Consider the following 19839-nt stretch of genomic DNA (forward strand, 5'->3'; position numbering starts at 1 on the left):
ACGAGGTTATATTTATGTTGAAAATTGATTTAACTGGAAAGATAGCTTTCGTTGCAGGTGTTGGAGACGATCAGGGCTATGGTTGGGGCATTGCAAAATTGCTTGCTGAAGCTGGAGCAACAATTCTAGTGGGTACTTGGGTACCTATTTATAAAATTTTTTCTCAATCTTGGAAACTGGGAAAATTTGATGAATCTCGAAAGCTTTCTAATGGAGAACTATTGCAAATTGCCAAGGTTTATCCAATGGATGCGAGTTTTGATACCCCTAGGGACGTTCCTAAAGAAATCTTGGAAAACAAACGTTATAAAGGCATATCAAGATTCACCATATCAGAAATTGCTACTCAAGTTACAGAAGATTTTGGGCATATCGATATTTTAATTCATTCTCTAGCGAATAGTCCTGAAATTTCCCAACCCTTATTAGAGACTTCTCGCAAGGGTTATCTGGAAGCGTTGAATACTTCGAGTTATTCTTTTGTTAGCCTTCTTTCCCACTTTGGTCCCATAATGAAGCCTGGGGCATCCACACTGTCCTTAACCTATCTAGCTTCTATGCGTGCAGTTCCTGGTTATGGAGGGGGGATGAGTACAGCAAAAGCTGCTTTAGAAAGCGACACTAAAATCTTAGCTTGGGAAGCTGGGCGCCGTTGGGGAGTGCGTGTGAATACGATCTCTGCTGGTCCTCTCGCAAGCCGTGCAGGAAAAGCCATAGGTTTTATCGAAAAAATGGTAGATTATTACCTCGACTGGGCCCCTATTCCTAAACCTATGACAGCGGAACACGTAGGAGCTGTGGCGGCTTTTCTAGCCTCACCGTTTGCCTCTGCAATTACAGGTGAAACCCTCTATGTTGACCATGGGGCAAATATCATGGGAATTGGTCCAGAACTACTTCCTAAAAGCCCATAATTTTTTCATAATAATTCACTCCTGCCGCCCAAGCAGAAAGAATTCCTTTTTCTTTAGCAGGAGGGGCTAGAAAGTCTGCGTATTTATGCATATCTTTTGGAGAAGAGCTCATTACAATTTTAAAATCCCCTCTTTGGATGAGGTCTATGTCATTAGCGTCATCGCCAGAAGTCATGATGAAGGGTCTGTTGCCATAATAAAGTAAATCTACTATCCGATCTATAGCCTGCCCTTTCGAAATAGACCGGTCTGTAAAAAACAGAATGGCATACTGAAAATCAAAAGGCCAACGCATCAATGTCATCGTCATACAAGACATAAATAGGTCATTTTTTTGGAATTCTTTTTGAATTCTTATCACTTCTTCCTTTTTGCCAAAGACTTTAGCGGCAACAAAACTTGGGTAAGGATAATCTGTTTTTAATGATCGCGTTTCTTTCAGTATTTTACGTTCTTCAGCATTAGGAAAATATCGAGGATCTATGTATTGATGTAACAGTTTAGCCGTAGGGGTCGGAGAAAAACGATAGCACTCATCCCCATAAAGCATGCCAGACTCTACCGTAAGCAGTGCTAACGCATCTTCTAACCCCTCCTGTAAACATGTGAGATATTCTGAAGAAATCCCTTGGGAATACAGAAGACACTGAGAAGCGGAAGACCATGTAGACGCTCCGTTTTGACATCCTAATAAGAAGGGAATCGAAAGTTTTTTAAAAAGCTTAATTGCATACCTATAGTACCTTCCTGTAAGAAAAAATATGTCCCACCCCGAGGCATGCAATGAATAAAGCGCAGCAATAACCTCTGAGTGGATTTCATGACTTTGATGTGTTATCGTACCATCAATATCAGTAGCTAACAATTTCTTCATAAGATTTCTCACTTCTATGCAACATAAATTTCTAAGTCAATTTTAAAGCGCCTTCCCATTGACTCTATCAACTTCGATTAAAATTGCAGCAAATATTGAAAATATGTTCTATAATAAAAAGACTGCAATCGCATAATAGAAGATTCTTCTGAAGAACTTGCCACACGGCACTTGCAGGAATATACATCATTACGGTTTAATTTACTTGGCAATCATCGTTCCATAATTTATATAACATTAACTAATAAATAATTCCTCCTCCATTTGCCTCATAGCTAGGTTACATGTGTACATCTTAAACTGAATTTGCAGTACTGTGGAGGTGTGTAAGAGGCTTTTCGCTTATGATTTTTAAATTTTCTTCTTTCTTTGCTGAAATTGGAGAAGATCTTGCTCTTGCAGAGCATGCTCAAGAACAAATTACATTTCAAGAAATGTTCCCTGGTAACATGAAATTAGAAATGTTCAAAATGCTTGGATCTCTAGCTTTACTTTTAGGGATCTTCGGTATTGGAGTATGGGCATTTAAAAAATTTCTCAAATCTCGGGGTCATGGCTTTACAAATTCCTCGAATATTAAAATTCTTGACCGGCGTTCGTTAACTCCAAAAACCTCGATTTATCTTATTCATGTAGTAAATAAAATCCTGGTCATTGCAGAGAATGCTGAAAAAGTAACTCTACTCTCGGAGTTCCCTCCTAATATGGATATCAATGAGTATATTCAACAACAGAGAAAGCACTCTGCGTCCATAACCTCAGATTTGCTGAGTAAAGCCATACAAAAAATTCAAAACAAACAACAAACAGATCAGAAATCTTAATCTGATATGGTAAATAATTAAAACATATCACACTGCTCTGGGATCAATTTGGAGTATTTCCTAACATGACAACATGGACATTAAATCAAAATAGTTTATCAAAATTTCTTAAAAACTCAGGAATGGAGCCTTTTTTAGAGCGTGAGAGTGGCCTTATTTATATTAATATTCAAGCAAATGATGTTGACTTGCCACTATTCTTTGTTATCCGTAATGAAGGAGAAATCCTTCAGTTTATTTGTTATTTTCCTTACCAACTCTATGAAACTCATAAGGAGTCGACAGCACGCCTGTTACATCTTTTGAATAGAGATATTGATATTCCAGGGTTTGGAATGGATGAAGAACAGGGGTTAATTTTTTATCGCCTTGTGCTTCCTTGCTTGCAATCTAAGGTGCACGAAATGCTATTGCACATATATATTGATACAATAAAACTTGTCTGCGATAGTTTCTCACACGCTATAGGCCTGATTTCCTCAGGAAATATGAATCTAGATCAATTGAAACAACAAGCACAGCAGGAACAAAGAAACAGGCAGAATAATACTTAGGTAAGGACAACGTATGACTCTCCTTGTTTTCTATGATACTGAAACAACAGGAACGCAGATAGATAAAGATCGTATTATAGAGATTGCTGCCTACAACGGTTCTACAGGAGAGTCTTTTGTTACTTACGTAAATCCTGACATTCCTATTCCTGAGGAAGCTTCAAAAATTCATGGTATCACTACAGAAACAGTGCTTTCTGCACCTAAATTTCCCGAAGCCTATGAAAATTTCAAGCAGTTTTGTGGAAGCACGTGCATCCTAGTTGCTCACAACAACGATGCCTTTGACTTGCCTTTAATTACTAGAGAATGCCGTCGACATTCTCTAGAACCTTTAACAAATCGTACTGTAGATTCTTTGAAGTGGGCACAAAAATATCGGCCGGATTTACCCAAGCATAGTTTGCAATATCTTCGTCAAGTCTACGGCATTGCTGAAAATCAAGCACATAGAGCTCTAGACGATGTCATTATCCTTTATAAGGTATTCAGAGCTATGATTGGAGATTTAGAAGGCGAACAAGTGTTTAACTTACTACAGGAAAACTGCCATCCTAAAGTTTTTAAAATGCCCTTTGGGAAATATAGAGGGAAGACACTCACCGAAATTCCTGCCTCCTACTTTGCATGGTTAGAAAGCCAGGGAGCTTTAGATAAACCAGAAAATAAAGATATAAAAGTGGCCATAGCTTTACTAAAAAAAACCTAAATGGCTTTTATGATACTCACGGCAGCTTTTTCTCTATGTCCGAATGATATCTTCCTTTTTCGGTCTTTTCTTGAACATCGCGATCATCAGCCCTATTTAGACAAAATTACCATGGCTGATATACAAACACTCAATGCCTTAGCCTTACAACGACGCGTTTCCTTAATTAAAATATCGACAGCCTTATTTCCTTTAATCGCTGATCATTATAATCTTATGGATGTTGGCAATACCTTAGGCTATGGTTGTGGACCGCTTGTTCTCTCTTTAAGTTCCCAGGAACCCTTAACCACATTAGCAACACCTGGAGAGACCACGACAGCTCATGTCCTTGCAAAGCGGTACTATCCCCTAGCGACTTTAGTCCCCATGCCTTACAACCATATAGTAGAAGCTATCTTATCAAAAAAGGTTTGCGGCGGTGTCCTAATACATGAAGAACGTTTTAGTTACAATTCATCGCTTATATTACGCGCGGATTTAGGAGAACTTTGGGAACGTGAAACTTCGAGTCCTCTTCCTCTCGGTTGTCTAGTTATTGCCAAAAATATTCCCGTGGCTACTGTGGAAGCCTTAACCTTAGCCTTAAGAACATCCCTTCTTAATTCTCTAAAAGAACCTAAGATTGCAGGAAAAAAAGCTTTGGAATATGCCCAAAGCAAAGATCTTATGGTGATTCATAAGTTCATACACACCTACATTACAGAAGAAACTTTTTGTTTATCTACAACGGGGAAAAAAGCATTAAAAACATTATGGAGATACTGTGCTCCGTTTATCAAACACACTGCCTAAAATTTTGTGCATAATTGCAGATGATTCTGAGGCGCGTCCTTTACTAGAGCAGCTCTCCTTTCAACATATCGACGTGCATCTCTACCGTTGTAAGCCTAGGAATCCTCCGTTACTTTTAGACGTTTATATTGTTGATCATTGGGGTGGTCCTGCTGTGCTTGCAGCACTGGAAACATATCCCCAGGCATTGACTCACTATGACTTATGGATAAATATGGGATTTGCAGGATCCTGTTCTATAAAGCTATCTCTTGGGACATGCTATACTGTAAATTGCGTAGCTAAGCTTAATCAAGAGCCCATCCCCAACCTTTCTGAAGAACCAAAACTCTTTCCTATTCCTATAGATTCCCTACCGAGGGCTTTCCTAGTTACAACACATGTCCCTTATTGCCATGGTTTCCATAAGACTTTTCAACTCGTAGATATGGAGGGATATGCAATAGCCTTACAAGCAACAAAACACCAGATTCCTTATAGGATACTGAAAATTGCCTCGGACTATACCCTACCGAATAGCTCTCAGCAAATACGTGCTCATACTCACCAGCTCGCTATAGAACTCTCCGAAGTATTCATAAAGATTTTACCAGAAATCTTTGAAACTACAATTGCTTCTACTTTACTATCTCGAACCCCTCCTTTATCTTAAGTTTCTCTGTACACCCTGGATGATGTCTGTTGAGATTTTCACGATCTCCCGTTCCTGAAAGCTCCCACATTTTTAAAAAGGCTGGGCAGTTACATAAAAGTTCTTCCTTAGTTCCTTCTGCTATTTTTTGACCATTCTCAAGATATAGCACTCTATCGACGTGTTCAAGTGTGGAAAGCTTATGCGCAATAATAATCTGTGTACAATGCCCTTTAAGCTGGCCTATAATTTCTTTAATATAATTTTCACTGATAGCATCTAAAGAAGATGTTGCTTCATCCAATATGACAATAGGCGCCTTCTTTAACAATGCACGTGCTATTGTCAACCGTTGTTGTTGTCCTCCTGAAAGGTTTTTTCCTGATTCTTCAAGGAGACTATGGATCCCTTGAGGCAACCTTTGAACAAACTCATGGGCATAAGCCTGATGCAATGCCTCAAAAACCTGACTTTCAGTAATTTCCTGTCCACAGGTGAGATTATTCCATACGGTGTCGTAGAAAAGAAAGGGTGTCTGCAAAACACAAGCAATATGATCTCTTAAAGAAGCTTTGCTATATTGTGTTATCGGCTGAGAATCTATAAGAATTTCACCATGTGTAGTCTCATACAAGCGCGGTAAGAGCTTCGTTAATGTTGTTTTTCCTGATCCTGTAGGACCTACAATCCCTAAAGCTTCACCTTTATGAAGAGTAAAACTTAGATTTTGAATCACCTGCTTATCTTGGGAATAACCAAAAGAGACATTACGAAACTCTATAGTCTTTTCTAATCCTACAAAGTGGGTAGTTGCGTAGTTGTGGTTTTGTAAATCCGGGTGCCTTAGGACTTCATAAAACCTTTCTGCAGCAGCACAACCTTTCATAATTAGAGTGTTTTCATCTCCAAACTTTTTGACAGGATCATAGATCAAATAAAGAAGCCCGCAAAACACGATTAATTCCTCTGCAGGAATAGTAAATTTATACATTCCAACAATCACTACAAAAGCAAAAAATAAAGAGGCTATCGTATGGAGCAAAGGACGAGGAAGAAGGCCATAAGCTGCGCTTTTTTCTTCTAATGCTGAAATTTTATTGTTATGTTCCCGATATTTTTTAAAAGCAAAGTTTTCTGTTCGAAATACCTTGACTGTCATAACTCCTGCGAGGAAATCTAGAAGTACAGAAGAAAAAGAATCTTGGCTTTTCTGGATACGCCAAGCTAGCTTTTTGAGCTTCCTCGCAATTACAATAATAGGAAAAATAAAAACAGGAAAAGCTACGCAAATCAATAAGGAGAAACGCCAGGAAATAGACAAACAAATAGCAAGCGTAAGGATGAGAGTTAGGGGAGCTTGAATATAATTAATCATTAAAGAATTCACAGCTTGGGCAATGTTGGCAGAATCTGTCAGTACACGATTACTTAAATTTCCCATGTCATGAGCGTGGAAAAAGGTCATTGGAAGATTCTGCAATGCTTTAAAGTAATCCTCGCGTAGATCTCGGCTCACACGTATCGAAACTAGTTGAGCAAGAAAACGCTGAGCAAAGAGTGTAATTGCTTTAAAAATTGCTACGCAGACAAGGAGGAATGCTAGACCTCGAAAACGTGTAAGATCAATATATTGGGTGATAAACCGTGAGAACTTACTCGTAATTGAAGTCGGGGTTTTTCCAAACTTAGTGATATAGGTCGTAGCTTGGGAAACATTTAAATTATTCGGATCGTCACTAATGGCAGGCCAAGCTTCCAGAACATCTTTTTGACTAAGCTGTGTCACTTTAACAAGCTTATCTTTTTCACGACGTCCAAAAAGTAGAAAAACGTCAGGACCTGTTTTGGCAATGATCCCTAAAGAAAAGATTTCCGCCTGAGACGATAACGTCAATCCCAAGATTGCCAATAAAGAACTTCCTAATATAATGAGATGTTTTTTATGCCTCAGGACCGCTTTCAGAAGTAGTTTCATAAAGACCTATAGTGCGAAATTTCTCATACCGCTTTTCTAATAGTTCTTCTATAGCTAGATCTTTTAATCGTAACCACTCCCGAAGAATAAACTCTTGAACATTGCGATATACCTGTGCGGGATCATGATGCGCTCCCCCAATAGGTTCCTTAATCACGGCATCTATAATACCGAATTGCTTTAGGTTTTCTCCATGCATTTTTAGCATGGCAGCTGCTTCACTATTTTTCTTAGGATCTTTCCAAAGAATGGAAGCACACCCCTCAGGAGAGATAACAGAGTAGTAGGAATGCTCTAACATAGCAATAGAATCCCCGATAGCCATGCCTAGAGCACCTCCAGAACAGCCCTCACCGATGACGATGGTGATGATAGGAATAGCAAGTCTACTGAGTTCGAAAAGATTTTGAGCTATGGCCCAGCCCTGGCCTCGTTCTTCGGCAGTAAGTCCAGGATAAGCTCCTGGGGTATCTATTAAAAAAACAACAGGCAACCCAAATTTTTCAGCTAACTTTCCCAAACGTAAGGCCTTTCTAAAACCTTCAGGACACACCATACCAAAATTCCTATGAACACGGGAGACGGTATCACATCCTTTTTCCTGGCCAATAAGCATGATACGTCGCTCTTGGATTTTTGCAAATCCCCCAACGACTGCAGGATCATTACGAAATGTCCGATCACCACAAAGTTCAACAAAATCCTCACACATTCCCTGAACATAGTTTACTGTACGAGGTCGCGAAGGATGACGACAAATCTGAACACGTTCCCAGGGGGTAAGATCTGAATAAATCTTCTCTTTTAATTTATCTAAACGCCTTTCCAATTTCTGAATCTCTGAAGAAGATAATAAAGAATTGTTCTTATTTTTTTCTTTGAATTCCGCTATTGTTTTTTCGTATTCTACGACTTGTTTTTCATGGGGAAGAAGTTCCATAATTACGTGCTCTCTTCGTACAAAAAGGATGATTTTAATACAAATAATTCTTAAAAACAATTATAGATCATAATTTAATCTACATTTTCAAAAATTTTTTTTTATTTTTTTTCAAAAACAAGCATAACCTCATTCTTCTGATATGGAATACTGATTAGAAAATCTGAATTCCAAAATTTTTTATTTCCTTGCAAAGCAAAAATTTCCATATAAGAGCCGGAAGAGAAAACACGTATGAAGCCTCTTTCTCCGCAGATCATGATGTCATTCGTAGGGCCCTTATAAGAGTCTAATGATTCTGAACGAAGTCGGGGCCCTTCCACAACTTGACAATGTTTACCTTTACAGAACAAAGAAAACGTCAAGGGTACAGCAAGTTCTTGCATTAAGGAGTGCACTTGACACTGTGTTTCAGAGATACGTATTTGACTAAGGAGGTGTCCTCTTGGGTAGGCATCTTGTAAATAGGAAAAACCTGTGATGCGTGGATGCGGCATCCCTAGGGAGCTAAGAAAGGAAATGTGGATTTCCTCATCGGTGGTTGAGCAAGAAAATTCCTTAGCAATTCCGCAACAACCAAATCCCGAGCAGTCACTGTAGTCCCCAGAACAAGGACCGTAAGCTACAATGCCTACATCTCCAGAATAGTAAGCTCCCAAGCTACTTTTACATCCGGAAGCAGCTATAAAAGCTGAAGAAGAAGAACTTCTTTGCATCCAAAAGCCTAAGGCTGGATCTATTAAAGTGTATTCGGGAGAGAGTTGTTGATCAAATTGATAGAAGAAAGACTTACTTAAATCTGTTTTTTCTTGAGGAGAGCGTGAGGTCTCTTGACTCCAAAGAGCAGGAAAGATACTGCCTTCATGATTAAAACAGCTTTGTTGGAACTGATACATTTTAGTAAGAACGTCTCGACCTTCCTCATAAAATTCTGTGATCTGTAAGAGTAGTAAGCCTAGCTCTGCATGTTCTGCAGGATAAGGTAGCCCCTTCCAAGGAAAACCTCCGCGAGCAAATAACAGAACGGCTCCAGATGCTTCCTGTTCAAGTTTTAGGAAACTTAAGCCTAAGTCCTTTCCTTCTTCTAAGGCCGTCAGAAGATAAACGGCACGTGCAATATCATGTACCTTAAGTAAAGGGTGATGACGAAAAATCTTGAGGACAGCAGGCCTTACGCTTTTGTCTTGGCAAGCATAAATAAATTGTTTTACTTGAAGATCGAAATTTGTGTTAGGGAACACCTCGATAGATTCTCGTAATCCCAGCTGTGGTCCCATCACATTCACAATTTTGTCAGGAAAGCGTTGCAGCCAAACGATAATAACAAAATACTTTAGAGTCAAGTTTCTAAACTATTTTAAAACTTGACTCTCATGACTCATGACAATGAAGACTATAAAAACTAGGAATGTTTTGGGGTTTCTATCAAACGTTTCATTCTTTTCCCAGGGGTAAATTTTACAGCTCGTCTTGCAGGAATATGAATGGGAACAGTGGCATTCTTCGGATTACGCCCTACTTTAGGCTTTCTTTCCACTACTTGTAAAACACCGAAATCTCTAAACTCTAGCCTATCGCCTTTGACCAAAGCATCTGTCATCTTGTCTAAAAAATTTTGAATCACAGTACGTACATGATTGGGGTGGATTTTGTGATCTTGCGAAATCGTACTGATCAGTTTCTTCTTAGTCATGGTAGCCATATTAGACGTTGCCTCCTATTAAAGTGCCCTAAAGTAGCTGAGTAGCTCTAAATAATAAACTTTTGAAGTATAAGCTCATCATATCCATTCATCCTTTGGATTCAAGATATTTTTTAAAAAATGAGCAATCACTATAAACCATCTTAGATAAGTATAATAACTATATTTCTAGAAAATTAGAGAAAGGGTCTTAAATAAAAAAAATCCCTAGGTTTATATTACCAATCAAACACGTGACTTCTTTTATTTAACTTGATAAAGTAGCTTGTTCTTGAGTCCTCGTAGCTCAGTAGGATAGAGCGGTTGCCTCCTAAGCAGCAGGTCATGCGTTCGAATCGCATCGAGGACGATATTTTTATCTCCTGCTTTCAAATACTTAACTAAATTTTACAGAAGTTTTTCGAGATCTAACATGCGTAGTACTCCCTTTCTGAAAATTAGGTCCAGAAAGAAAATTATGAATTCCCTCTGCTATACCCTTTGCTAAATGCATCCGGTACCGCGTATCTAACAAAGCTGCTCGTTCACGAGGATTAGACAAAAATCCGGTTTCAACTAAAACTGCTGGCATAAGTGTATCGCGAATCACAACAAAATTTGCGTTTTTCATACCTCGAGATTTCAACATCCCATTTTTACTCATAGCAGCTAAAATATCTTTGCCCAAAAATTCCGACATGCGGTTCCTCAAAGCTGTAGTCTTCTTTCCGTTATAAAAATACACTTCAGTCCCATAGGCGGTAGTATTGGAAGAATAATTACAATGGATACTGACAAAGACATCTGCCTTACCTTGATTTGCTAGACTGACCCTTTTTGCTAAGTCTGTGTATGTATCGGAAGATCGGGTAAGTACAGGTTTATATCCCATTCTTTTGAGATAACTTTGAACAGAAAACGCAAATGTGAGTGTCAATGCCTTTTCTTCATAATGAAATTCTTTACTTGCAGTGCCTTGATCTTTTCCTCCATGTCCAGCATCTAGAAAAATAATCTCACTACGTCGCACACGCTGAGGAGGATGGCTTATATGTGCAAGAACACTGCCATTTCCTAAACACGTTATATAAAAAAGAAAACATTTAAACACAAGAAGCGAGTACCTCATAAACAGTTTGCTTATCATCAAAAGCAACTGTTTGATGTTTAAAAATCTGGTACGCTTCATGCCCTTTCCCTGCCACTAATACTATGTCTTTATCCGAGGCAATAGCTAAAGCATATGTAATTGCTTGTTTTCTGTCGATTTCGATAAAATAATTCCGGGTAGAAAACCCCTGACAAATCTCCTTCACAATAGCCTCTGGATCTTCTCCTCTAGGATTATCCGATGTCACTACAGCAAATCCATAACGCTCTACAACTTGTGCCATAACCTTGCGCTTACTACGATCGCGATCTCCCCCACAACCGAAGACAACAATTAATCTACCTCCTTGAGGTAATATGTCTCGCAATCCATTTAAAACATTATCTAAAGCATCTGGAGTATGCGCATAATCAATGTAAATAGGGCAAGGCCCCGTTAAAATAGGCTCGAGACGACCGCGAGGGGGTTTAGCTTTTTCAAGTATCGCAATTAATCCAGGTAAGTCACATGGCAAACTTTCATGCGCAGCAGCTAAAACGGCAAGCACATTATATACGTTATACCTGCCAATAAAAGCCGATTGGCAAAGAAATTCTTGTCCTCGATACATTACGATATACCGTGTTCCTGTGGTAGAAAGCTGAATGTCCCGAGCTCGATAATCTGCAGAAGTTTCTATACCATAAGTTACAACACGTGCTGTTGTAGCTCGCTGAAAACGAGAAACATAAGGACAATCAGTATTCAACACAGCAATACCTGTGGCAGGAAGACAAGCAAATAGTTTTGTTTTAGCTTCAACATATGTTTCAAAAGAACCGTGAAAATCGAGATGGTCTAAAGTGATATTCGTCAAGATGCCCACATCAAAAGACGTATGCGCAACTCTATCTAAAGCTAAAGCTATGGAGGTAACTTCTATAGCTGCTGCCTTTTTATTGTACTTCACCATTTCGGCTAAATATTTTTGCAAATAACATGCCATGGGAGTAGTAAAAGCATCTTGAACACTCTCTGAACCCAAAATATGTTCTATTGTTCCCACCAATCCTGCCGGTATATTGTGGCTATCAAAAAGCAGTTTTATCAAATAAGCAATGGTAGTTTTTCCATTCGTTCCCGTGACGCCCAGAAGGTAAAGTTTATTCGAAGGATCACCATAATGCTTTGCTGCTAATTCAGCCTCTAATTTTTCCAAATGCGAAGTTACAATCTGCACAGTAGAAAGAAAAGGGTTGTATAAAGATGATACGATAGCAATCGCTCCATGATTTACAGCATCGGCAGAAAAATCATTCCCATCATAACGTCTTCCCTTTCGGGCAATAAAAATATCGCCCACACCAACACAACGAGAATCATGAGTTAAATTTCGTATAGGAACAGAACGCACTTTCCCATAAATTTTAGCGTCTATATTTTGAAGAAGTGCTTTTAAATGCATAATCATACTAGTAATGTTCTTTTTTCTGAAAGGACATGCTCTAAAAACTCGCATACCCTACCCATTTGGTCCACATCCGATAAATCACATGTATCCAATGTCCACCAAAATGTCATGGGAAACTGACTAAGCCTGTATACAATAGCTTACGTTTACCTCCTAAAAACTGTCTATAGGATTCATTTAGATGTTTTATAATCAAAATGACTATGTAAAATACGACATGAACAATTCACTGAGTTTCCTTAAGTTATGTTACAGTTTCTCAAAAATAACCCTCCCATACATATCTCTTGACTATGAAGTAAAGAGATAGATAAACTGAAAACAATGTTCTGTTTTGATTTTTCCTAAAAGCAAGGACCGACTTAGAAAACCTCTTATCTTGCAAATATTTAGGAAGCTTTAGACGAGCGATTCCATTCTTCATAAAGAGTTTTTAAAGCAGTGGCTTCTTGATGAAAGTTATTTGCTTCTGCATCTGAGGGGACCCCTAAATAAGCAAGCACACGTTTAGCAACTCTAGCAAAAATAGGAGCAGCGCATCTTCCTCCCATATAATTTTTCGTTCCATCAGGACGTAGACCGTAGCTGGGATCATCTATGGAGACAAGCATAACAAGAGAGGGGAAGGCATCTTCCGCGCTTTGTACAGGAGTGATTCCAATAAATGACGCAATGTGACGGTGCTTATCGTATCTACCATGAATTATTTTTTCTGTAGTTCCTGTCTTTCCTGCCGTAGAATGATGTTTCAATGCTGCTCGAAATCCTGATCCTCCAAGACATGTGGTAAAACGCATTGCTTTTACAATTTCTTGAGCAATGGTGTCTGAAAATATTCTCTCCTTTTCTAATTTAGGAAGTCTATACTCCTCTCCAGAAGAAGTGACTATTTTTTTTACTAAGGTGGGCCGAACACGATAACCACCATTAGCAAGAGTTGCATACACTTGAACTATTTGCATTCCTGTAGTAAGGATATTGTATCCCATAGCAAGAGAATATGGCGTGGCCAGAGACCACTCTGGAGACCCATTAATATGAAAACGGAGAGGGGAAGGGACAAGCCCACAAGCTTCACCAGGAAGCTCTATTCCCGTTTTCTTACCAAAACCTAAGGCAAGAAGCTTCTCTTGGTACCACGTACTTCCCCGTGTTTGTACTATGCGATCGGCAAGTTGCGCTACATAGACGTTCGAAGATTTCTGAATCGCCATGTACATATTTAATTGACGATTTACAGAGATGTCTCTAAGAGGAGCTCCTTTACGCCCCGGGAACTTTGTCCGCGAGACATCTATAGGCTCTTGTGGATCAAAAAGCTGTTTTTGTAATTCACTGTGAGCCTCCTCATTTCCTTGAAGAGCAATGGCTATCGTGATTGGCTTCATAATGGAGCCGGGTTCAAAGGCATCTGTAACAAGAGAAACTTTCGTGTGTTCTATGCATTGCTTATTATTGAAAAAACTCTTATAATCTGTTAAATCGAAGAAGGGATATTGTGCTAAAGCGAGAATTTCCCCTGTACGAGAATTCATGAGAATAAGTTTTCCCCCTTGAGCCTGAGCTTCAATTACTCCCTTTTTTAGTTCTTCTTCTGCTATAGTTTGGATGGTTGGATTGATCGTTAAATAGACATCAGAGCCATCTTTTGGAACTTTTATAACTCTATCAAGATCTAATCTATTTAATGGGGAACGGAGGAACTTTCTCTCTCCGACTTCGCCTTCAAGAAGGTGATTGAAATACGCCTCTAACCCGCCTGTAGGGAAAGCCTTACCTGTTTTTTCATCTTTAACTTCTCTTAAAGTGTGAAGGACCTGGCCTAACAACTGACCAAAAGGATAAGAACGTTGATAATCAACAATGAAAAAGAGAGCGTTTCTTGGTAAATTATGTTTTATTGCGTAATCTTTCCACCATAAAGCAATCCGGTCACGAATAGCACGATCAAGTAAAGGATAAAGTTTGCGGTAATGAGATTTCTTATTTAGTTCTTTATACAGGTGTTTGTAGCTACCCTCACCTACAAGATGAAGAATCTCTTGAATCACACTCTCCTTATGACTCTCAGGAATTGTGGTAGGATCCACACATAAATGGAATTTTGTAATATCAACAGCGAATGGCTGGAAAAATTCTTGTTCTCCTTCACGCAAGGTTGTGTTCGCAAAAAATGTCCCACGACGAAAAGGATCTTTGACACGAAATTCATGTTGTCCTTGGGCTTCTGCAACCCAACGATCTCCTTCACAAATTTGAATTTTATAATAACGCAAAATGAGAAGAGCATAACAGATCAATGCTCCACAAATCATCAAAGTTAAACGTTTACGGTGACTCATGAGACAATATGCAAATACTCTTTTCCATAGGATATTCCAAATATTGGTACTCAGGAAGAGCAGCAATTTCCATTAAGTGATCCGGTCTCTCAATTTTATCAATCAGAAAACGTAGGGTAACATTTTCCTCTTCAAGCTCACGCAAGGTGACAGTAAGACAAGGAATTTCTAAGCGGAGCTTGGTAAGCATATTTTGCTTATCTATGTAGGAATAAAGAAGGCTGCCAAAGCAACACAAGCAACAAGATAAACGTAAAAAACGACTTTTGTTCATCAGGAAGCTTTTTCAAAACAACGCATTTTTGCTGACCGTGAACGAGGATTGATGCGGATTTCCTGATCTGAAGGTGTAATAACTTTTCTAGTTACTACTTTTCCTAAACCTAAAGCCTCTGCCTGTCTAAAAAACCATTTCACAGAGCGATCTTCTAAGCTACAAAAAGAAATAACAACAAACCGTCCCTGAGGAGCTAACCAGGATATAGCAGATTCTAATAATCTTTTCAATTGTAGATCTTCTTGATTCACATAGATACGCAATGCTTGAAAAATTAGCGTTAAGGGATGAATTTTCTTACGCACGCGATAAGAAGGAAAAACGCGAGAAGTTGCCACTTTCAAATCCTGGACAGTAAGAATCCGCGTTTGCTTTCGAAAATGCACTATAGCTCTTGCCGCTGATTTCCACAAAGGTTCTTCGCCATACTTACGAAATATATTTCCTAATTCTTTTTCCTTAAGGGTATTCAAAACTTCACACGCTGATCTCCCTTGGGTAGGATCCATCCGCATATCTAGGGAGTCTTCCCCTCCTTGAAAACTAAATCCTCGTGACAAATCATTGAGCTGCATAGAAGATACCCCAAGATCAGCAAGGACGCCATTGTAAATGTTTTCTTTGGGTAGCTGTGCTAAATCTTCGAAAGAGGCGTGTATAAAACGCATACGCTCTTGAAATTTCTCCAAACGCTGGCGCGCTAAAGACAAAGCGTGAGGATCGCGATCTGAAGCATCGTAAGAAATTAGCGAAGGATAGGCTTCAAGGAATGCTTGAGCATGTCCTCCTGCCCCAACTGTGACATCACAAAAAGTAGATAAAGGCCGTTCAACAAATAAAGCTAAACATTCTTTGACTAAGACCGGAATGTGAGTAAAGACATCGGACATAAGGATTCCTTATAGACTACGTACATGGGAACATACAGTAGCTAAGAACATACACTATCTTAGAGAAAGGCGAAAGCTTTCCTTAGATGAAGAGAATCCTAATGAAGACTATTGACTTTTTCCGTGACCCCGTTATGATTTAAAAGAGGGACTTTCAAGGCTCCATTATGGTAGAAATTTTCAATTACAGTGCTTCTATTTATGAAAAGCATGCTGCAGACAATAGGCTAGTCAATGACTTCCGTAAGGAAGTCCAAATGGAAGGGATCACGGTTCGCGATATTGCGAAACATGCTCAAATTCTAGACATGACTCCAAAGCCTTCAGCTTTAATTGCCCTCTTACAGACAAATCAAAAAACACATTGGGCACTTTTCACTCCTCCAAATAATTTTTATACCCAACGTTTCTCTACCCCCTACCTTGCTCCTTCTCTAGGCTCCCCGGATCAACAAGACCAAGACATAGAAAAAATTTCAGCCTTTCTTAAAGTGCTTACCCGAGGAAAGTTCTCTTATCGCAGTCGAGTAACTCCTTTTCTATCTTATCGAGATAAAGAGGAGGAAGCAAAGGAGAATTCCGACAAAGAATCCGCAGAGGACCAAGAAGAAGATTCCCGAATCCAACAAGGTAAAGTGCTCATTAAAGCATTAGACCTCGGCATTAAATCTACAAATGTTATGATTGACTATGTAATCTCACGCATTTTTCAATTTGTTCAAGGCTAATTTATGTTAGACAATGAGTGGAAAGCCATTCTAGGCTGGGGAGATGACGAATTAGAAGAGCTGAGAATCTCAGGGTATTCTTTTCTCCGTCAAGGGCATTATAAAAGAGCTTTACTTTTTTTTGAAGCACTAGTAATACTAGATCCCTTGAGTATTTATGACTACCAAATTCTTGGTGGTCTTTATTTGCAAATTGGCGATAACGATAAAGCGTTAGTTACCTTAGATCAAGCTCTACGCATGCAGGGGGACCACCTTCCTACCCTCTTGAATAAAACTAAAGCATTGTTTTGCCTAAATCGGATTGAAGAAGCCTCGGCAATTGCTACTTACCTAATGTCTTGTCCGGATGCAATGATTGCTAATGATGCTGAAGCTTTATTGATGAGCTATAATAAAAAGGTCCTTAAAAAAAATCTCACTCTCTCGCGATAATTTTTCTCATCTTCCTCCTCCTCCCATCTTGACTAAAAAATAGAAGGCTATGCTTCCGTACTTTCCAGAAAAACTGTTGATTGCTTATCAATAGCAATGGTACATTGGCAATTTCTTCCCTTAGCAAGTATGGATCGGCCGCATTCGGGGAAGTTTCTATAGATAAAAGAGAGCAACATGTTAACCTGTAACGATTGTAGTACTTGGGAACAGTTTATAAATTATGTGAAAACACGTTGTTCAAAAACAGCCTTTGAAAATTGGATTTCCCCCATTCAAGTCTTAGAAGAAACTCAAGAGAAAATTCGCTTAGAAGTTCCAAACATCTTTGTGCAAAATTACCTTCTAGACAACTATAAGAAGGATCTTTGTTCGTTTGTTCCTTTAGATGTTCATGGAGAACCTGCTTTAGAATTTGTGGTCGCAGAGAACAAGAAATCTCCTTCAATACTCTTACAACAAAAAGAGCTTGGAGAAAATGCTCATGATCCTATTGAAGAGTCTAAAGATTTTGAACTCAAGTTAAATGCTTCCTATCGCTTTGATAATTTTATAGAAGGCCCCTCCAATCAATTTGTTAAATCAGCAGCTGTGGGTATTGCGGGGAAGCCGGGACGTTCTTACAATCCCCTTTTTATTCATGGTGGCGTTGGTCTGGGCAAAACCCATTTGCTGCATGCTATAGGTCACTATGTTCGTGAACATCATAAAAACTTGCGGATTTATTGCATTACAACAGAAGCTTTTATCAACGATCTTGTCCACCACCTTAAATCAAAATCTGTTGATAAAATGAAAAATTTTTATCGTTCTCTGGATCTTCTTCTTGTCGACGATATTCAATTTTTACAGAACCGCCAAAATTTCGAAGAAGAGTTTTGCAATACCTTCGAAACTTTAATCAACTTGAGCAAGCAAATTGTTATTACTAGTGACAAACCTCCAAGTCAGTTAAAGTTATCCGAACGGATCATCGCACGCATGGAGTGGGGTCTCGTTGCTCATGTTGGTACTCCGGATTTGGAAACCCGTGTAGCTATCTTACAACATAAAGCGGAGCAAAAAGGATTACAGATTCCTAATGAAATGGCTTTCTACATTGCTGATCATATTTATGGAAATGTTCGTCAGTTAGAAGGAGCTATCAATAAGCTCACAGCCTATTGTCGACTGTTCGGTAAAAGTCTCACAGAAACGATTATCCGAGAAACCTTAAAAGAATTATTCCGCTCTCCATTAAAACAGAAAGTCTCTGTTGAAAGCATTTTAAAAAGTGTCGCTACAATATTTCAAGTTAAGCTTCAAGATTTAAAAAGCAACTCCCGTTCTAAAGAGCTCGTGCTTGCTCGTCAAGTCGCGATGTACCTAGCCAAAATGTTAATCACTGATTCTTTAGTTGCTATAGGGGCTTCTTTTGGTAAAACGCATTCGACAGTACTTTATGCATGTAAAACTATAGAACAAAAACTTCAAAAAGACGAAACTTTAAAACGTCAAATAAATTTGTGCAAAAATCATATTGTTGGATAACCTAGGAGGCATTTCATGTTCCGCAGAGCAGGCAAAGGTCCTTTCGAAGATGTACAAACACTTTACGAAGAAGAAAATTCTTCGCGATCTAATTATTCTCCTTATTCACGGCCTGAACATTTAGATACTCCTCCAAGCCTTTTTGATACTCCAAAAACATCAGAAACGCGTCCTTTAACACACAACTTACAAGAAGAGGGTTCCTTGGCACAATGGCCGCCAAACTCAAGGACAGAATCCCTTCTTCCGCCTTCTGAAGAACCTGAAACTACCTTAGGAGAGGGTGTAACTTTTAAAGGAGAGCTTGCCTTTGAGCGCTTTTTGCGTATCGATGGTACATTTGAAGGTATTCTTGTCTCCAAGGGAAAGATTATCATCGGTCCTAAAGGAATTGTAAAAGCTGATATCCAACTTCAAGAAGCAATTATCGAAGGTGTTGTAGAAGGCAATATTACTGTTGCTGGAAAACTAGAGCTACGCGGCGAAGCAATTGTTAAAGGTGACATCCAAGCGACAACACTCTGTGTAGATGAAGGCGTGCGGATTCTTGGTTATCTCGCCATTGCAGGAATTACTGAAGATCAGAAAGAAAAAGACTCAATATCAGGGTAGGCTGTGCAACACTTTTTTCGATAGCCTTATACCACGAATTAGTTAGAGGATATGTAGATAAGAAGCACTTAGGTCCCGTTAAGGGAAGTTTTCTGATTTGTTTTTCCTTATTTATCCCTGGCCATAAAGCATAGTAGGGAATGTTTTTTGATTTAGCCACTGACACGATAAATTCCTTAGGAATTTTGGAGATTATGTAAATAACGCAAGTTGGAGGGCACGTCCATGTTTCCCAACACTGCTGTATACTTCTTATAAAAAACTGCAAAGCAGGAAGCTTTCCATCACATGCCCGGAAATAAATAGATAGTGCCACTTTTGTGGGTTTATACAAGCTCAATGTGTGTATGCAAGACGTTGGCAAACAATGACAACATACATTGATTTCATTACAATTAAGATACCGAAAACAATGAAGACACCGTCCGGCTTTACTTTCCAGAGAAAGCTTCTCGAGACAACACGAGCAAAAGAGCGCACCTGGAGAACCACAACCATAGCACAAATAGGGGAAAAGTAAGCGTAAGAAAAAAACTATGAATTTCTCAAGCATACAAAATTTTTATT

20 protein-coding genes and 1 tRNA gene are annotated in these 19839 nt (G+C 39.0%); 11 read left to right on the plus strand and 10 right to left on the minus strand.

Features of this window, described 5'->3' with window-relative positions; genetic code table 11:
- Positions 1-14 precede the first annotated feature (14 nt).
- On the plus strand, positions 15-914 hold the full coding sequence (locus Cs308_RS04710; protein ID WP_066483185.1) for an enoyl-[acyl-carrier-protein] reductase: 900 nt from the start codon (positions 15-17) through the stop codon (positions 912-914).
- Here Cs308_RS04710 and Cs308_RS04715 read toward each other — a convergent pair.
- Entirely contained in the window at positions 901-1788 is an 888-nt protein-coding gene (locus Cs308_RS04715) for an HAD-IIB family hydrolase (protein WP_066483186.1), read from the minus strand. The two genes, Cs308_RS04710 and Cs308_RS04715, sit on opposite strands and share 14 nt — an antisense overlap.
- Before the next feature lie 344 nt (positions 1789-2132).
- On the opposite strand from Cs308_RS04715, the gene Cs308_RS04720 reads away from it, so the two are divergent.
- The 5 genes from Cs308_RS04720 (at position 2133) to Cs308_RS04740 (ending at position 5322) form a co-directional block, all read left to right on the plus strand.
- Positions 2133-2612: a FliO/MopB family protein gene (locus tag Cs308_RS04720; protein WP_066483189.1), complete on the plus strand. Its 480-nt coding sequence runs from the start codon at positions 2133-2135 to the stop codon at positions 2610-2612.
- Positions 2613-2677: 65 nt separating this feature from the next.
- Positions 2678-3166: a type III secretion system chaperone family protein gene (locus Cs308_RS04725; RefSeq protein ID WP_066483191.1), complete on the plus strand. Its 489-nt coding sequence runs from the start codon at positions 2678-2680 to the stop codon at positions 3164-3166.
- A 13-nt stretch (positions 3167-3179) separates the two neighbouring features.
- Positions 3180-3875 carry a putative quorum-sensing-regulated virulence factor gene (locus tag Cs308_RS04730; RefSeq protein WP_066483194.1) on the plus strand — a complete coding sequence of 232 codons (696 nt, stop codon included), beginning with the start codon at positions 3180-3182 and terminating at the stop codon, positions 3873-3875.
- A gap of 9 nt (positions 3876-3884) precedes the next feature.
- Entirely contained in the window at positions 3885-4670 is a 786-nt protein-coding gene (locus tag Cs308_RS04735; protein WP_066483498.1) for an MqnA/MqnD/SBP family protein, read from the plus strand.
- Positions 4642-5322 (plus strand): nucleoside phosphorylase-I family protein, encoded by a 681-nt coding sequence (locus Cs308_RS04740; RefSeq protein WP_066483197.1) that lies wholly within the window; start codon positions 4642-4644, stop codon positions 5320-5322. The genes Cs308_RS04735 and Cs308_RS04740 overlap by 29 nt, the downstream gene beginning before the upstream one ends.
- Here the strand turns inward: Cs308_RS04740 and Cs308_RS04745 are convergent.
- From Cs308_RS04745 to Cs308_RS04760, 4 genes are all read right to left on the minus strand, one after another.
- Complete coding sequence (locus tag Cs308_RS04745) at positions 5288-7276, minus strand: ABC transporter ATP-binding protein (RefSeq protein ID WP_082905019.1); 1989 nt, start codon at positions 7274-7276, stop codon at positions 5288-5290. The two genes, Cs308_RS04740 and Cs308_RS04745, sit on opposite strands and share 35 nt — an antisense overlap.
- Positions 7242-8216 carry an acetyl-CoA carboxylase carboxyltransferase subunit alpha gene (locus tag Cs308_RS04750; protein ID WP_066483203.1) on the minus strand — a complete coding sequence of 325 codons (975 nt, stop codon included), beginning with the start codon at positions 8214-8216 and terminating at the stop codon, positions 7242-7244. Before Cs308_RS04750 ends, Cs308_RS04745 begins: the two co-directional genes overlap by 35 nt.
- Before the next feature lie 101 nt (positions 8217-8317).
- Positions 8318-9493, minus strand: a complete 1176-nt coding sequence (locus Cs308_RS04755; RefSeq protein WP_156506750.1) for a hypothetical protein — start codon at positions 9491-9493, stop codon at positions 8318-8320.
- Between the two features lie 125 nt (positions 9494-9618).
- On the minus strand, positions 9619-9918 hold the full coding sequence (locus Cs308_RS04760) for an HU family DNA-binding protein (protein WP_066483210.1): 300 nt from the start codon (positions 9916-9918) through the stop codon (positions 9619-9621).
- Between the two features lie 275 nt (positions 9919-10193).
- Here Cs308_RS04760 and Cs308_RS04765 point away from each other — a divergent pair.
- Positions 10194-10267, plus strand: a tRNA-Arg gene (locus tag Cs308_RS04765).
- A 27-nt stretch (positions 10268-10294) separates the two neighbouring features.
- On the opposite strand, the gene Cs308_RS04770 is transcribed toward Cs308_RS04765, so the two are convergent.
- From Cs308_RS04770 to rsmH, 5 genes are all read right to left on the minus strand, one after another.
- Positions 10295-11086: an N-acetylmuramoyl-L-alanine amidase family protein gene (locus tag Cs308_RS04770; protein ID WP_082905020.1), complete on the minus strand. Its 792-nt coding sequence runs from the start codon at positions 11084-11086 to the stop codon at positions 10295-10297.
- Entirely contained in the window at positions 11001-12452 is a 1452-nt protein-coding gene (locus Cs308_RS04775) for a UDP-N-acetylmuramoyl-L-alanyl-D-glutamate--2,6-diaminopimelate ligase (RefSeq protein WP_066483501.1), read from the minus strand. The genes Cs308_RS04770 and Cs308_RS04775 overlap by 86 nt, the downstream gene beginning before the upstream one ends.
- A gap of 395 nt (positions 12453-12847) precedes the next feature.
- On the minus strand, positions 12848-14800 hold the full coding sequence (locus Cs308_RS04780) for a peptidoglycan D,D-transpeptidase FtsI family protein (RefSeq protein ID WP_066483216.1): 1953 nt from the start codon (positions 14798-14800) through the stop codon (positions 12848-12850).
- Positions 14787-15074 (minus strand): hypothetical protein, encoded by a 288-nt coding sequence (locus Cs308_RS04785; RefSeq protein ID WP_066483219.1) that lies wholly within the window; start codon positions 15072-15074, stop codon positions 14787-14789. Before Cs308_RS04785 ends, Cs308_RS04780 begins: the two co-directional genes overlap by 14 nt.
- Complete coding sequence (gene rsmH / locus Cs308_RS04790) at positions 15074-15967, minus strand: 16S rRNA (cytosine(1402)-N(4))-methyltransferase RsmH (RefSeq protein ID WP_066483223.1); 894 nt, start codon at positions 15965-15967, stop codon at positions 15074-15076. The genes Cs308_RS04785 and rsmH overlap by 1 nt, the downstream gene beginning before the upstream one ends.
- A 167-nt stretch (positions 15968-16134) precedes the next feature.
- Between rsmH and Cs308_RS04795 the strand changes: the two genes are divergently transcribed.
- The 4 genes from Cs308_RS04795 to Cs308_RS04810 all read left to right on the plus strand — a co-directional run bounded on the left by Cs308_RS04795 (position 16135) and on the right by Cs308_RS04810 (position 19272).
- Complete coding sequence (locus tag Cs308_RS04795; protein WP_066483227.1) at positions 16135-16695, plus strand: DUF5399 family protein; 561 nt, start codon at positions 16135-16137, stop codon at positions 16693-16695.
- Between the two features lie 3 nt (positions 16696-16698).
- Positions 16699-17130: a type III secretion chaperone gene (locus Cs308_RS04800; RefSeq protein ID WP_066483231.1), complete on the plus strand. Its 432-nt coding sequence runs from the start codon at positions 16699-16701 to the stop codon at positions 17128-17130.
- 177 nt (positions 17131-17307) lie between these two features.
- The gene (dnaA, locus tag Cs308_RS04805) at positions 17308-18660 is read left to right on the plus strand and encodes a chromosomal replication initiator protein DnaA (protein ID WP_066483232.1); all 1353 of its coding nucleotides are present in this window, start codon (positions 17308-17310) and stop codon (positions 18658-18660) included.
- A gap of 15 nt (positions 18661-18675) precedes the next feature.
- The gene (locus Cs308_RS04810; RefSeq protein ID WP_066483233.1) at positions 18676-19272 is read left to right on the plus strand and encodes a bactofilin family protein; all 597 of its coding nucleotides are present in this window, start codon (positions 18676-18678) and stop codon (positions 19270-19272) included.
- The last annotated feature ends 567 nt before the right edge of the window (positions 19273-19839 follow it).

Origin of the sequence: Candidatus Chlamydia sanziniae, assembly GCF_001653975.1 — a bacterium.
Lineage (GTDB): Bacteria > Chlamydiota > Chlamydiia > Chlamydiales > Chlamydiaceae > Chlamydia > Chlamydia sanziniae.

Coding starts and splice junctions, on each gene's coding strand:
- Cs308_RS04800 (WP_066483231.1), top strand. CDS start 16,699: ATGTTAGACAATGAGTGGAAAGCCATTCTAGGCTGGGGAGATGACGAA.
- Cs308_RS04745 (WP_082905019.1), bottom strand. CDS start 7,276: ATGAAACTACTTCTGAAAGCGGTCCTGAGGCATAAAAAACATCTCATT.
- Cs308_RS04795 (WP_066483227.1), top strand. CDS start 16,135: ATGGTAGAAATTTTCAATTACAGTGCTTCTATTTATGAAAAGCATGCT.
- Cs308_RS04760 (WP_066483210.1), bottom strand. CDS start 9,918: ATGGCTACCATGACTAAGAAGAAACTGATCAGTACGATTTCGCAAGAT.
- Cs308_RS04730 (WP_066483194.1), top strand. CDS start 3,180: ATGACTCTCCTTGTTTTCTATGATACTGAAACAACAGGAACGCAGATA.
- Cs308_RS04785 (WP_066483219.1), bottom strand. CDS start 15,074: ATGAACAAAAGTCGTTTTTTACGTTTATCTTGTTGCTTGTGTTGCTTT.
- dnaA (WP_066483232.1), top strand. CDS start 17,308: ATGTTAACCTGTAACGATTGTAGTACTTGGGAACAGTTTATAAATTAT.
- Cs308_RS04735 (WP_066483498.1), top strand. CDS start 3,885: ATGATACTCACGGCAGCTTTTTCTCTATGTCCGAATGATATCTTCCTT.
- Cs308_RS04750 (WP_066483203.1), bottom strand. CDS start 8,216: ATGGAACTTCTTCCCCATGAAAAACAAGTCGTAGAATACGAAAAAACA.
- Cs308_RS04725 (WP_066483191.1), top strand. CDS start 2,678: ATGACAACATGGACATTAAATCAAAATAGTTTATCAAAATTTCTTAAA.
- Cs308_RS04775 (WP_066483501.1), bottom strand. CDS start 12,452: ATGCATTTAAAAGCACTTCTTCAAAATATAGACGCTAAAATTTATGGG.
- Cs308_RS04710 (WP_066483185.1), top strand. CDS start 15: ATGTTGAAAATTGATTTAACTGGAAAGATAGCTTTCGTTGCAGGTGTT.
- Cs308_RS04715 (WP_066483186.1), bottom strand. CDS start 1,788: ATGAAGAAATTGTTAGCTACTGATATTGATGGTACGATAACACATCAA.
- Cs308_RS04780 (WP_066483216.1), bottom strand. CDS start 14,800: ATGAGTCACCGTAAACGTTTAACTTTGATGATTTGTGGAGCATTGATC.
- Cs308_RS04810 (WP_066483233.1), top strand. CDS start 18,676: ATGTTCCGCAGAGCAGGCAAAGGTCCTTTCGAAGATGTACAAACACTT.
- Cs308_RS04720 (WP_066483189.1), top strand. CDS start 2,133: ATGATTTTTAAATTTTCTTCTTTCTTTGCTGAAATTGGAGAAGATCTT.
- Cs308_RS04755 (WP_156506750.1), bottom strand. CDS start 9,493: ATGGGACCACAGCTGGGATTACGAGAATCTATCGAGGTGTTCCCTAAC.
- Cs308_RS04770 (WP_082905020.1), bottom strand. CDS start 11,086: ATGAAGCGTACCAGATTTTTAAACATCAAACAGTTGCTTTTGATGATA.
- rsmH (WP_066483223.1), bottom strand. CDS start 15,967: ATGTCCGATGTCTTTACTCACATTCCGGTCTTAGTCAAAGAATGTTTA.